This is a genomic window from Clostridium sp. AF50-3 (assembly GCF_003477445.1).
Lineage (GTDB): Bacteria > Bacillota > Clostridia > Lachnospirales > Lachnospiraceae > Otoolea > Otoolea fessa.
This window is the reverse complement of the sequence record NZ_QUDH01000019.1, coordinates 13,358-27,395: the sequence shown is the minus strand read 5'-3', so window position 1 is coordinate 27,395 and position 14,038 is coordinate 13,358. Positions and strand designations below refer to the sequence as shown.

General features: G+C 49.9%; 10 protein-coding genes and 2 pseudogenes. 1 reads left to right on the top strand and 11 read right to left on the bottom strand.

The genetic code is table 11. The features are described from left to right. Positions 1 to 114: 114 nt before the first annotated feature. Complete coding sequence (locus DW085_RS16125; RefSeq protein WP_118493673.1) at positions 115 to 1,644, bottom strand: trypsin-like peptidase domain-containing protein; 1,530 nt, start codon at positions 1,642 to 1,644, stop codon at positions 115 to 117. A 289-nt stretch (positions 1,645 to 1,933) separates the two neighbouring features. Here DW085_RS16125 and DW085_RS16120 point away from each other — a divergent pair, with 289 nt between their 5' ends. Beyond that, the gene (locus DW085_RS16120; protein ID WP_118469426.1) at positions 1,934 to 3,142 is read left to right on the top strand and encodes a class I SAM-dependent rRNA methyltransferase; all 1,209 of its coding nucleotides are present in this window, start codon (positions 1,934 to 1,936) and stop codon (positions 3,140 to 3,142) included. 537 nt (positions 3,143 to 3,679) lie between these two features. Here the strand turns inward: DW085_RS16120 and DW085_RS16115 are convergent. From DW085_RS16115 to DW085_RS16075, 10 genes and pseudogenes are all read right to left on the bottom strand, one after another. Continuing rightward, positions 3,680 to 4,594: an AEC family transporter gene (locus DW085_RS16115; protein ID WP_182429162.1), complete on the bottom strand. Its 915-nt coding sequence runs from the start codon at positions 4,592 to 4,594 to the stop codon at positions 3,680 to 3,682. A 28-nt stretch (positions 4,595 to 4,622) separates the two neighbouring features. Next, positions 4,623 to 5,444 carry a hypothetical protein gene (locus DW085_RS16110; protein WP_284525763.1) on the bottom strand — a complete coding sequence of 274 codons (822 nt, stop codon included), beginning with the start codon at positions 5,442 to 5,444 and terminating at the stop codon, positions 4,623 to 4,625. Positions 5,445 to 5,479: 35 nt separating this feature from the next. Continuing rightward, the gene (locus DW085_RS20255; protein WP_284525762.1) at positions 5,480 to 6,322 is read right to left on the bottom strand and encodes an LCP family protein; all 843 of its coding nucleotides are present in this window, start codon (positions 6,320 to 6,322) and stop codon (positions 5,480 to 5,482) included. A 13-nt stretch (positions 6,323 to 6,335) separates the two neighbouring features. Next, positions 6,336 to 7,756: pseudogene (locus DW085_RS16105) on the bottom strand (undecaprenyl-phosphate glucose phosphotransferase). Between the two features lie 21 nt (positions 7,757 to 7,777). Further along, positions 7,778 to 8,143: a hypothetical protein gene (locus DW085_RS16100; RefSeq protein WP_118493670.1), complete on the bottom strand. Its 366-nt coding sequence runs from the start codon at positions 8,141 to 8,143 to the stop codon at positions 7,778 to 7,780. Between the two features lie 185 nt (positions 8,144 to 8,328). Beyond that, on the bottom strand, positions 8,329 to 9,339 hold the full coding sequence (locus DW085_RS16095; RefSeq protein WP_243034069.1) for an LCP family protein: 1,011 nt from the start codon (positions 9,337 to 9,339) through the stop codon (positions 8,329 to 8,331). A gap of 20 nt (positions 9,340 to 9,359) precedes the next feature. Then, entirely contained in the window at positions 9,360 to 9,641 is a 282-nt protein-coding gene (locus DW085_RS16090; RefSeq protein WP_118493665.1) for a hypothetical protein, read from the bottom strand. Between the two features lie 159 nt (positions 9,642 to 9,800). Further along, positions 9,801 to 10,799: a glycosyltransferase family 2 protein gene (locus DW085_RS16085; protein WP_118493662.1), complete on the bottom strand. Its 999-nt coding sequence runs from the start codon at positions 10,797 to 10,799 to the stop codon at positions 9,801 to 9,803. A gap of 6 nt (positions 10,800 to 10,805) precedes the next feature. Continuing rightward, entirely contained in the window at positions 10,806 to 12,992 is a 2,187-nt protein-coding gene (locus DW085_RS16080; RefSeq protein WP_107001456.1) for a glycosyltransferase family 2 protein, read from the bottom strand. After that, positions 12,982 to 13,955: pseudogene (locus DW085_RS16075) on the bottom strand (glycosyltransferase family 2 protein). The gene DW085_RS16080 and the pseudogene DW085_RS16075 overlap by 11 nt, the downstream one beginning before the upstream one ends. Positions 13,956 to 14,038: the final 83 nt, after the last annotated feature.

Here is a 14,038-nt window from a genome sequence, read left to right as displayed (position 1 = left end):
TGCCTTCTTTTCTATATCTTCCTGATTTTATTCATTTCCGCTTCGCAACAGTTCCGTATCTTCACCGTTACGGGCAAATATCCATTCCAGCCCACTTCGCTGATGGGATATTTTCTATCTTCCCAGTTTTCTCTGCGGACTTGCCTGTGATTCACTCCGACTCTCGTTCTGGCTATCCTGGCTCTGCGGCATATCGCTCTTGGAGCCCAGTGTAATCTGTACGTTTCTCTCGACATATTTGCCATTTTCCAGACTCTGTACCGTCATGGTAACGGTGGAACCTGCCTTATAGTAAGTCAGCAGTTTCTTGAGATCATCACCATTCTTTACCTTTTCACCGTCAAACTTGGTGATAATATCACGCTCCCGCAGATCCGACTTGGATGCCGCGCCGCCCGCAACAATCTTGTATACATAGATACCTTCCGGCATGCCATACGCCTGCGCCATCTGGCTGTCGATATTCTGAAGCTGGATTCCCAGATATCCCTGCTCATTCTCATCGACAGCTACCTTCGTCGTCTTCGTCATCAGGTCGCTGATAATATCCTTTGCCTGTGAAATCGGGATCGCATAGCCGATGCCCTCAACACTGGTGTCCGAATACTTCGCCGCATTGATGCCGATAACTTCACCGTTCATATTTAAAAGTGCGCCGCCGCTGTTGCCTGGGTTGATCGCCGCATCGACCTGCAGAAGTGTCCGCTCTACGTCGTTGATGGTTAGCTTTTTATTTAAAGCGCTGACATAACCGACGGTAACCGACTGCCCCTGTCCCAGTGCGTTACCGATTGCCACAACACCCTGTCCCAGCTTCAGGGAATCAGAATCGCCCAGATCGGCTGCCTTAATCTGTTTTCTCGTTTCTTCCGGTATATCCGAAAGCTGTACGGCAATGACTGCCAGATCCGAATCGGAATCAGTACCTTTGACCGCTGCCTTAACGCTCTGGTTATCAATAAAGGTAACCGAAAGTTCCTCGGAATCTTCAACGACATGGTTATTGGTAATAATCAGAAGTTCCGTGTCATTCTGTCCGGCAATGATTCCTGAACCGCTGCTCGGCACCTCGTACTGCTGCTGACCAAACAGCCAGTTGTCCTGTGTATAAATCATCTTGTTGTTGATCGCTACAACGGACGGCATCGCTTTCTCTACAATCGAAGAAACATCGTTGCCAATGGAGGCCTGCGTTTTAGTGCCCGCATCTGCCTGTGTCTCCTGGGAAACCTGACCGATCGTTTCCTGTGTAGCCTCACCCGGAAGAAGCCGGTTTGAAAGTGCATTCACGCCAACCATGGTTCCGCCTGCCACACAGCCAAACAGAATGCCCGACATCACAAGTGCCGCAATTTTCTTACCAGTATTCTTAGAGCCATGTCCCCGGCCACTCCGTTCTTCCGGAATATAGCTGCGTTCCGGCTGCTTCTCTGCATTCTCTTTCGGATCTGCTCCGGCTGCTGCCTCCGGTTCTCCATCGAGACTGCCCCGGTAACGGGAATCATGATAACCGCCATAATCGGAAGTTTCTTCTTTTTTAGCAGTATCGTTATTCTTTTCCTCATAAGCGCTGTCCGAATAAGCGCCCTCCGTATAATCTACATCCTGATCGTGTCTCTCATTTCTTTCATTCTCGTCATACATATATTCATACCTCCTGTTCTCAGGAATCACAGCTGCGTACTGTCCATTTTGCGAACCTTCCCGCAGCGGATTGTTCATACTCTTATATTCTGTCTCAGGCTTTCTGCCCTCTCTCTGTTTACATGAGATAGTCTATCAGTTATTTGTGATGTAATTGTGAAAATAAAATCATAAATCTGTGAAGTCAAAAACATCTCTCGGTTTTCACTTGTCAGTCCTTCTCTCCTCTTGTATACTTAATGAAAGAAACGAATTTTACATTTTATATGAAAGGACTGTTACATCCATGATGAATACACAGGCAGTTGTCCATATCCGCAAAGGCGAGGCTCGTTCCCTGAAAGCCGGCGGTATGTGGATCTATGATAATGAAATTGAACGAATTGAGGGCGAATTTGAAAATGGCGATATCCTTCGTGTCGAAGATTTTGACGGTTATCCGCTCGGATGTGGTTTTATCAACACCCGCTCCAAGCTTACCGTGCGGATGCTTTCCCGCAAAAAGGATACTGTCATCGACGATGCTTTTATCGAAATGCGCGTCCGCAATGCCTGGGAATACCGCCGTCAGACAGTTGATACCAGCAGCTGCCGCCTGATTTTCGGCGAAGCAGATTTCCTTCCGGGCATCGTGATCGACAAATTTTCCGATGTGCTGGTCGTTGAATCCCTGGCGCTCGGTATCGACCGTCTGAAACCGCTGATTCTGGAAAAACTCGTCAAGGTGCTTGAGGAAGACGGCATTCATATCCGCGGTATTTACGAGCGCAGCGACGCTAAGGTCCGCTTACAGGAGGGCATGGAGCGCTATAAAGGCTTTATCGGGGAACCATTTGATACAAAAGTAGAGATCGTTGAAAATGGTGTCCGCTATCTGGTAGATGTCAAGGACGGGCAGAAAACTGGCTTTTTCCTCGACCAGAAATACAACCGTCTGGCAATCCAGCGTCTCTGCCCGGGCAAACGCGTTCTGGACTGTTTTACCCACACCGGCTCCTTTGCCTTAAATGCAGCCGTCTCCGGCGCCAAAGAGGTCATCGGCGTGGATGCGTCCGAACTTGCCGTCGCACAGGCGCGTGAAAATGCAGAGTTAAACGGTGTTTCCGGCACTACCACCTTTCAGTGCGCGGATGTCTTTGACCTGCTTCCGGAATTAGAGGCAAAAGGTGAGCAATTTGACGTCGTGATCCTCGATCCGCCTGCCTTCACAAAATCCCGCAGCTCGGTCAAAAATGCCATCAAGGGCTACCGCGAGATCAATATTCGCGGTCTGCGTCTGGTAAAAGACGGCGGCTACTTCGCCACCTGCTCCTGCTCCCATTTCATGACGCCGGAACTCTTCACAAAGGCGATTCAGGAGGCAGCCCGCAGCGCCCACCGCCGCCTGCGCCAGATCGAATACCGCACCCAGGCAGCCGACCATCCGATTCTGTGGGCGGGGGATGAGACGTCCTATTATCTGAAGTTCTACATTTTCCAGGTTGTGGATGAGAAGTAAAATTACAGAATGTTTGTAAGACTATAACCAAGCAATATGAACTGCTATTATAAATCATGAATCTGCAAATTCTCTCAGAGCAATCTGAGGGGGATTTGTTTCGTTTTATCATTGTCTGTTCTGATAAATTATGATATACTTCGTACATGGAAAAACCAGAGAGCCAGGCGGCTTACCCTCTGTTATCGGAGGGTTGCTAGATTTCAGCAAAGCTTGTTTATCAAAGACTGGAACGAGGCACAAATCTAACCCTCCAGACGAAAGAAAGGAGGGCATTGCCAATGTATGTTACATACTCTGATTTGATTCAGATTGGAATATTCATTTGCGCCCTTGTTGGATTGTGTTATACAATTTTCAAGGGAAAACGAAAATAGCCGCCATTACTGCAATAATGACGGCTGTTAATAAAACAGTTATTTAATTTATTCAGGTAAGCCGCTCCTCTGGCTTTTCCTTTTTCTATCCCTAATATAACATATCCTTTCATCCAATGCAAGCGAAACCCCCTTTATAGAAATACGAACTCATAAGGGATTACCGCTGCAGCACCATACACCAAACCGGTGCCGACACCATCGAAAGCAGCGTCGTAAATACCACGCACTTCGTCGCAAAGACTTCATCCCCGCCATATTTCGCGGCAAGAATCGCCGTCGTGCTTGCTGCCGGCATCGCTGCCAGCACCACAGAAATCCCCATCACCAGCGTGTCAATATGGAACAGGAGGCAGCCGATCCACACAAGCGCCGGGATCAGGATCAGGCGCACGGCGGCATAGTAGCAGCTGAGTGGCGTGATCATCGTCTTCATATCTGCCTCCGCCAGAACGGTTCCGACAAAAATCATGGAGACTGCCGTGTTTGCCTTGTTTAAGCTATGTACCGTATCTCCCAGGAATCCCGGAATCTGCATCTGCAAAAGCATCAGCACAAAGCCGATGAATACGGAGACAATACACGGATGCGTGCATATCTTTTTAATCAGCGTCTTCCGATCCGGCGCCTTCGTAAAATACGTCATTCCCAGCGACCACATCGCAGTTCTCTGCGGAATCAGGTAAAAAGAGGCGTAGAAAAGCCCCATCGAGCCGAAGATGCCCTCCGCCACCGGATTTCCCAGAATCCCGGCATTGGACGCCATCGTCGCGTATTTGAGGACCTTCTTCTTTTCCTCTCCCACACCCGGGTACAGTACCATATTTAAGATATAACAAGCCACCTGAACCATACACGAGACGAGCAGCGCCTGTGCGCTGCTCTTTAAGATATCCATGCTCAGTTCTACTTCAAATGACTCGATGATACTGCAGGGAAGCGTCACAAAGATGACCAGATCCGCAATGACCCTTTTTCCCTCATCCGTGATAATTCCCTTCTTCTTTAAGAATGCACCCAGAATCATCAGGGAAAATAACATTCCCTGCATCCGGTACAAACCATCTAAATTCAAAGCATTTCCTCCGTTTCACACTCTCTCATCACTCAATGATGATTCCCGCATCCGTCTTACTTCCCGGTGCACTGCTTCCATTCGGAGAACCGCTGCCGGAAGGTTTTTTTCTGTCATTCTCCGTCTCGCCGGTGCCAGAATTTCCGCCCGGAAATGCCGGCGAAGAACCGCCAGACTCTGCCTCACTGCTCTCCCGCACATTTTCCTTTGATGCATGCGTACCGTCCGGACGGCTTTCCTGCTCAGAAACGTCATTCTCCTGTGTTTCCGAAGCATTACCGTTCTCTTTCTCCGACTCGTCGATGCCGCTCCCGGCTTCCTGGCTTTCGTCCGCGCCGCTCTCCTGCGTCGGATCCAGGATGGAAATTGTCGTCGCCTCGGTCGTCTTCGGCAATGCCTTCGTTTCTGCCTGTTTCGTGCCATGAACGCCTGTATCTGATACAATTTTCTGACTGATCGTCCGGACCGTCTCAGTCGGCGTGTATTCCTCATCGCCAAACAGGAAATGATGCAGCTCGATGACATTGCTCTCCAGCGTCTGCGGGATGACGCAGGCACCCTTGCGTCCCATCTTCTTTTCCCTCAACTCCGACGGGAAACCGGTCGTCTCGGTCAGATGATAACGCGTAATATTTCGTCCTATCTTCAACAGATCATTGATCTCGATGCTGGTCGCCACCTGTGGAAATACCGTCTGCACAATATTGTTGATCGTCGCCCAATCTGCTTTTTTCATCTTCTCAAACGCGAGGGAAATAACCTTTCTCTGCCGTTCGGTACGGGCATAGTCCGTATCCATCAGACGGAGACGCCCATATGCAACCGCCTGCACACCGTCCAGATGGTTCATGCCCGCTGATTTAAGCTGGGTCGAAGCGACGCCGGTCAGTTGACCGTCTCAGAAATGAACGCATTGATATAATAAAACTCTGATTTCGTGATCTCCACGTCAATGCCGCCCAGAATGTTGATCGCATCTGCAACGGCTTTCCAGTTAAAGGTCGCATAATCGTCAATATCGATATCCAGGTTCCTATTGAGCGCCTTGACAACCTGCTCCGGTCCGCCCTGCATATAAGCGGCGTTGATTTTGTTGTAGGTATTCTTGTCGCTGATATTTAAATATGAATCCCGGTACACCGAAACCAGACGTATCTCACCGGTTCCCTGATCGATGTTGCAGAGAATATTGACATCCGAGTTGTTGCCCTTTCCGACCGATGAGTTACGGCTATCCACGCCGAAAACCGCGATCGTCCAATAACCGCTCATCTGCTCCTGCTTCTCCTCCGAAATCTCGACGTTTTTGATCTCATCCGGGTTCCACGGAAGCCGCTGCATCAGATCCAGACGGCTGCTGATATACGAATATCCCGCAAAGCAGAGAATCCCGATCAGCACTGCAATCTCCAGAAGAATAAACCATATCTTCCGCTTCTTTTTCCGGCGCGCTTTCAATTTAACCGGGTCGGCGTAAATATCCGACCGGTTCATGGTCCGGGTTTTCTCCTGATTCCGGCTCTCCCGGCTGCTGCCAGGCTGCGTCTGTCCCCTCTTTGCCGCTTTCTGACCACTTCGGCTTCTATCTCCGCTCCGGTGGGATCCGTCCTCCCGGCGTTCCGTAAATGAATCCGTGATCAGTGTCAGACCATCGTCTTCCATCTCCGACGGTTTTGCCCGTCGGCTCCGGCGGTGTCCTGACCTATCTCTTTCTTCTTCATATCCCATGTGGTTTTCCTCATCAATACGCGTTTTTATTTATAAAGCCCTTAAAAACCGTCAAAACATGATTTTAAAATCAAATCCCAGCGTCCAGTTCTCGATGTAATACAGATCATGCTCAATCCGCTTCGTGATCGAGGTATCGCCCCGGTAACCATTGACCTGTGCCCATCCGGTCATTCCCGGACGCACCTGGTGTTTGATCATATAACGCGGAATCTCTTCCTTGAATTTTTCAACGAAAAACGGGCGTTCCGGGCGCGGTCCAACCAGGCTCATATCGCCCTTCAGAACATTAAACAGCTGCGGAAGCTCGTCAATGCTCGTCTTCCGGATAAATCTTCCAATCGGAGTCACACGCGGGTCTCCCGGCGTCGTCCACTGGCTTTTCTCCTTTGCCGCCGACTGTACCGCCATCGAGCGGAACTTATACATCTTAAACGGCTTATTGTGAAGTCCCACCCGCTCCTGACAGAAAATGACCGGTCCCGGCGAAGTCGTCTTTATAAGAATCGCCGTCACCAGCATCACCGGTGAAAACAGGATGAGCGCCATCATGCCGCCGACCAGATCCATCGTCCGCTTCATCGTTGCGTTGAGCAGATTCGTGAGCGGCACATGGCGGATGTGGATCACCGGAAGTCCCTGCAGATCCTCCATAAACGGACGGGTCGGGATAAAGTTATAATAATCCGGGATAAATTTCGTATGCACACCCGATTTTTCACAGCCTGCCACGATTTTTTCCAGTTTTCCATACTCCTGGATGCTCAGGGTGATCGCGATCTCATCCAGCGTATTGAGCGCCAGAATCGTATCCAGATCGTCAATTTTGCCGATCACGCGCACTCCCTTATATTCTTTGCCCCACTCCTCATGGTCATCCAGAATACCGCGAATTTTATAGCCCCACTCCGGGTTGACATTCACACGGTCAATAAATCCTTCCGCTGCCCGGCTGTAACCGACCAGAAGCAGATGCTTCTGGTTATATCCCTTCGACCGCATCGACCGAAGCGCTATCCGCAGGATATTCCGCATCAGAATCTCAGCAAAGAGATTGATGCCAAAAAACAAAAATACCATCGGACGGGAGAAGTTGTGGAAATACTCATTTTTACCGCCCAGGTAAAGCATCAGTGAGATCACCAAAAGACCGATGATGTTCGCCTTAAAAATATTGGCTAACTCCACCCGTCTTCCCTGAACCCGTTTGGGCGTGTAAAGATGAAAAAATGCGTATAAAATCAAATAAAACGGTACAATAAGAACGCCAGCCGCCAGATAGACGACTGCCATTGCGCTCTTATTATGCCCTGTTACATTAAACCACGACGTTCCATTGACGATAAACCACGCAAGTGCGTAGGCGCATGCAATGACACATGCGTCCAGCACTACGTGGAAATGGTTCAGCCGTTTCTGGTTATCTTTTATCATAGTATATCACCTGAATTCAGATTAAGCTCCCGGACCTGCCGGACCGCCGGGGCCTGCTGCATCGCTGTTTCCGGAATCCCCCGGTTCCTGAATCTCTGTGACCGGACTTTTCACACCGGAATTATCCGACGCACCCGGAGAAGTCTTTTCACTGGATGCCGATGTCTCTGCCGCCGTTGTGGTTGTAGATCCCGGTTTTGCAATGGAAGACTTCGTCTCCGATGTGCTGCCTGGTCCGGATAAAGAATCATCCGCCTCGGTTGTCTTATCCGTATGATTTTTCTTGCCGGGAGTCGTCGTTGTTCCTGGTCCCTTACTGCTGTTGCTCTTCGACTCTTCTTCCTCCCAGTCAATCCAGTCTTCATCCGGATCAAAGATCTCGTCCAATCCGATCGAGCTCTCGCTCTCGCCCTTCTTGGTCTCATCCCCGCTCTCGTCATCCGACTCGTCCGAAGCACTCGTCGATGACTTCTTAGCGGCATCCTTCGCCGCTGCCTGCGCGGCAATCCGGCTCGCCCGTTTCTTGATAAACGTCTGGGCGCTGACACCCTGATCGACCGGAACATGACCGATCAGCTTCGCATTCGTCGTAAGACTGTTACCTGCGCGATATGGTTGCTATACTCCTTGACATTGGACGGAACCTGATAATCTTCCTCATCAAACAGGAACTTATGAAGCTCTTTTACGTTGTACTCCAGTGTCTGCGGGATAACGCAGTCGCCGATCTTTCCAACATCCTGCTCGCCTCTGGCTGCCGGGAATCCGGCGGTCTCACCGATATGGAACTTCGCGATATTGCGTGCCAGCGGAATCAAATCCGTAATATCAACATTGGTTGCAAGCTGCGGCATGATCGTCTGAATCAGACAGTTGAGTGTCGCCCAGTCTGCATTTTTTGCCTTATCAAAGGCTTTCTGAAGAATAATTCTCTGACGCTCGGTACGCGCATAGTCCGTATCTGAATAACGGATACGTCCGTATGCAACTGCCTGGATACCATCCAGATGTACATTGCCCGCATGGGTCAGCTGATGAGAACCGATACCAGTCTCCTTTACGGTCTCCGTGATGAAGGCATTGATCCAGGAGAACTCTGCATCGCTCAGCTCGACATCTACACCGCCCAGAATGTTGATGGCATCCGCAACCGCTTTCCAGTTGAACGTCGCATACTGGGTAATGTTAAGACCCAGGTTCTTATTCAGCGCCTTAACTGCCTGCTCCGGACCGCCCTGTGCGTAAGCGGCGTTGATCTTATTATAAGAGTTTTTATCGTTGATATTCAGATAACTGTCCCGGAATACCGATACAAGGCGGATCTCACCCGTCTCCAGATTGATATTGGCAATCATGTTGACATCCGCGTTCGTACCTTTTCCGACATTCATCTGCCCGTGCTGACTTCGCGAATCGACACCGAAGCACGCCACGGTCATGTAGCCCTTCATATCATCGATCTGTTCCTGGGACAGGTTGACGTTCTTAACCTGGTCCTCGTTGAAATCAATCTTCTGCATAGAACCGAATGTTCTGTGATACATATACCAGAACGCACCGCCCAGAATCATCAATATAATCACGACAATCTCCGCCGCAATGATCATATGCTTTCTGTGGCGCGCCGATTTACGGTAATGGCTGCCGCGGCGTCCCGAACTCTTTTTTCCACTTCCAGCGCTCTTAGGACCGCTGTAGCCGGAACGTACTGAACTGCTGCCCGCCTCACCTTTTCTCTGGCTATTTTCGACTGTACTGCTGACTCTTCTGCGGCTGGTGCCGGAAGCAGAACTGCCGCGCGAAGAATACCCTGCCTGACTGGCACGGCTGCTTCTGCCCTCGCGGCGCGCCTCATGCGCTCCAGCTCATCATCCTCATAATTCATAAGCTACCTCATCTTTCACTTGCTTGCTGCCGCTCAGACATTGTCTGATAAGCAGCCTTTCTCCGTGTTGCATCTGCTAAACCATGACCGTTCACACATCGCGCAAACTCTAAGTTACTGTCCACTCATACGTGCCCAGTAACAACTCTAACCTTTTCCTCACGATTTATCAGATGCTGCTTTTTTCTCGATCTGTCTCACAGCAAATTCATAGACATAGAGAAATGTCCCGGCTAAAAGTTCCAGCTCTATCGCCAGATAATTTTTAAGCCGTTCCGGGCGGTACGCCACTTTTTTACACTTCTTTGCCGTCCGTATGCCTTCTTTCAGACCTTCCAGATAATCTTTTCCAAACCCGCTTTTCCTGAAAAATGAATATTTCACGAAAATCCCCGCTGCGATCGGAATCGCATTTATGATAAGCTGTAAGCACGGCATATTTTTATAATTCAGATACACATTGTTGCGTGCCGCCAGCTTAACCTTGAATGAATTGTACTTGGAACCGCTGGTTCCGCTTCCGACGTGCCATACCAGCGCCGCCGGGCAGTATATATTGTCATAACCCGCAATCCGGGCTCTATATCCCACATCAATATCTTCCAGATAGGCAAAATGCATCTCATCGAAATAGCCTATCTCCTCAAATACCTCTCTCCGGTAGATCGCTGCGCCCGCGCACGCTGAGAATACCCGGCTTGAACGGCGGTAATGCGTAAGATCCCGTCCCACGCCGCGCTGGTACGCCCAGCCAAGCAGGGAATACATATCGCCTGCATCATCCAGCCTGTCCGGATGGTACATCTGGATCATCCGGCTGCTGACGGAAAAGATGCGCTCCGACTGACCGATCGCACGCACCATCTCCGCCACGAAATACTCGTCCACCCGAACGTCATTATTTAAAAGCAGCACATACGGTGTGTCTGCCGCCTTGATTCCGACGTTGACTGCACCGGAAAATCCCGTGTTTTCCGGCAGGAAAATCGTATCGATCTGATGTTCCTTCAGCCACTCCACGCTTCCGTCCGTCGAACCGTTGTCCACCACCAGTGTCCGGAAATTCGGATACGTCTGTGCATTCAGTGAACGGATGCATTCGTCCATAAATTTCAACCCATTATAATTGGGAATAATAATTGTCGTTGTAATCTCCATCCCGGGTTATACCTCCAGATGATACGGTTCTCCGATTTTCTCTTTTTTCAGATCCCTGAGGGCGAAATTGGACTTCCGCAGCGTCAGGTTCGGATTGTAGTAAGGATCTCCATCTTTAAGGATCTCCGGCCAGCGCTCCGAGAAAATCTTGATCTCCCTGTTAAAACGTGCCACCTTCTCCGGCGTATCCTCCAGTCCTCTTGACTTCGACTCATAATGATACAGCAATGCGTACGGATTGTAAACCACTAAATGATTTGATGCCCGCACTTTCATGCAATAATCGATATCGTTAAATGCGACCGCCAGCTTCTCCGTAAAGCCGCCGACTTCATCAAAGAGCGCTTTCTTTGTCATCAGGCACGCTGCCGTCACAGCGCTGTAATCCTGTGTACTCATCGCACGGTGGAAATAGCTGTTTTCCGCCTTATGAAGCCCGATAAACGTATGCCCTGCGATGCCGCCGAAACCAATCACGACGCCCGCATGCTGGATCGTATCATCCTGATAGAGCAGTCTCGCGCCAACTGCGCCGACGTCCTCCCGCTGGCACAGTCCCAGCATCTCCTCGATGAAATTCTCCGCAATCAGCTCGGTATCATTATTTAAAAACAGCAGATATTCGCCCTTTGCGAAGGTCACGCCGAAGTTGTTGATCGCCGAATAGTTAAACTCGCGCTCCCAGGTTACCACATGGACATTGGAAAATTCCTTCTGAATCTTTTCATAGTATTCAAAGGTTTCCTTCTCCGTGCTGTTGTTCTCTACAATGATAAACTCAACATTGCGGTACGTTGCCCGCGTCTCAATCGCCCGCAGGCATAGATCCAGATCCGTATGGTGATCCTTGTTCGGAATGATGATCGATACCAGCGGTTCCCCCTGAATTTTATATACAGAGTGATAAATGCCGTAGTCCACACCTTTTTCCACGCGCTCCGCCTCGATACCGACGCGTTTATAATGATCCATGATCGCGCGCGCACCCGCATCAAATGCGTACAGCTTGCTCTCCGGGTTGCTCGCTGTCGAATCCTTGTGGCAGCGCCAGTGATACAGCACCTTCGGGATATGGCGGATCTCCTTCGCCTTCTCCGTACAACGGAAAATGAAGTCATAATCCTGCGCTCCGTCGTATTCCTGACGGAAGCCGCCCACCTGCGCTGCCAGATCGTGGCTGACTACAAACAGATGGCAGATATAGTTGACGCTGCAGAGCAGATCGATATTGAAATCCGGCTTAAAATGCGGATCAAACAAAGCGCCGCCGTCCATATCCAGCTTATCCTCATCCGAATAGAAGCAGTCACATCCCGGATGTTCCTGTAACAGTTTCGCACACTCATAGAGAGCATTCGGTGTCAGCTTATCGTCATGGTCTGCCAGCACGATATAATCGCCGGTCGCCATATCCATTGCTGCATTCGTATTGCCGGAAATGCCCTTATTTTCGCCTAAAATTACGTATTTAAAGCGGCTGTCCTTCTTCGCATACTGCTCCAGCACCCGCTCGCAGCTTTGTCCTGCCGGACTGCCGTCCGCCACGCAGACCTCCCAGTTTGCGTATGTCTGTTCCGCGATCGAATCCAGCATTTCCCGCAGGAATCGCTCCGGTGTCTTAAATGCCGGAATCACAATCGAGAATTTAACCGGCGCGTCAAACACCTTTTTCCTCTGCTCCTCCAGCTCCTCCGCCGTCGGCTTCGTCAGTGAATACCACTCGCCGTAATCGTAGTCATTGTCAATTCCCTGCAGTTTGTGCTTGGATTTTACCAGCAGGGCTTTCAGACCATTTTCCTTCCAGAAATCCAGACAGACCCGCACAGTCTCCATGTTCATCAGATCGCGGATCTTCTGCATCCGCTTGTGCGCCACACTGCTGCGCTTGCGGATCAGTTCTTCATTATATTTAATGCGGATTTTTCGTCCCTCGCCTTTTGCGATCAGATAATAATCTTTTCCGCGCTCATACGGGAACTGGATATCAAATCCAAGCTCTTTTTCTACCGTTCGCCCAAAATAAATCTGGCTGACGTCGTCGCGGCGGGTCGCCACATACTGAAACCGGATCGGCTGATGTGCCCCATCTTCAACCTGATAGGTGATCTCCGTTTCCGGCGTCTTTCCGATCGCCCAGCCATTGAGCTGAATCGAATTTTCACGAATCCGAACTACATCGACATTACATTTCATGCTGTTTGCCCCCAACTTTTTTCACCGGTGTATCAAAATTCAGCCGCTCTTCCTCCACTACCAGCGGACGCTTCATGACTCTCGAATTGATCGATAAAATATACTCTCCCACCAGACCAATGAAAAAGATTTGAACCGACCCTAAAAAGCACATTCCAATCAGAACCGGCGCCATACCAGCCGGAAAATCATACCAGTGAAGCAGTTTCATCACCAGATATACAATCGCCACGATCATACTGATCGCCGCGCAGATACTTCCAAAGATCGTCGCCAGGCGCAGACCGACCTCGTATAGGAGGTCACACTGAGCATCGCGGCATCGTAGAGCCGGTAAAAATTGTTGTGTGTCTTGCCTGCGCGGCGCTGCGGCTGGATATATGGGATCTCCTTGCGCTTATAACCAAGCTCCGCCACGATTCCGCGCAGAAACGGCGTCGGATCGTCAAGCTCCCGCAGAATCTCAATAAAATCGCGGTCATACAGACCCGAACCGGTAAAATGCTCAATCTGCTCGACATCGGAGAGTTTCTTTATCATCTTGTAATAGCAGCTCCTCAGCGCATACATGATCGGGTTTTCCTTGCTTCCCGTCTTGATGCCGATGACAATCTTGTAGCCATTTTCCCACTCATGGACATATTTCGGGATCATATCGACCGGATCCTGAAAATCTGCCACCATGCTGACCACACAGTCGCCGGTACACTGTAACATTCCATAATACGGGGAATTGAACTGTCCAAAGTTTTTGGCATTAAAAATTGCCTTGATCCGTGGATTCTCGCTGCAGATCTTGCGAAGAATCGGGCGCGTCTGGTCCGTCGAATCATTGTCGATAAAGACAAGCTCGTAGTCATATTCCGGCAGTTCGCGCTCCAGCGTCTCCACAACTGCCTCGCTGATCGGACCTACATTCTCTTCCTCGTTGTAGCAGGGAATTAATATACTGATTTTTTTCATACTTTTCTGATTCCTATTAATTTGCTTTTTGTTTGAACTCTTCTGTTTCGTTCCACCAAATTTCGAACACAAAAAAAAGAGAA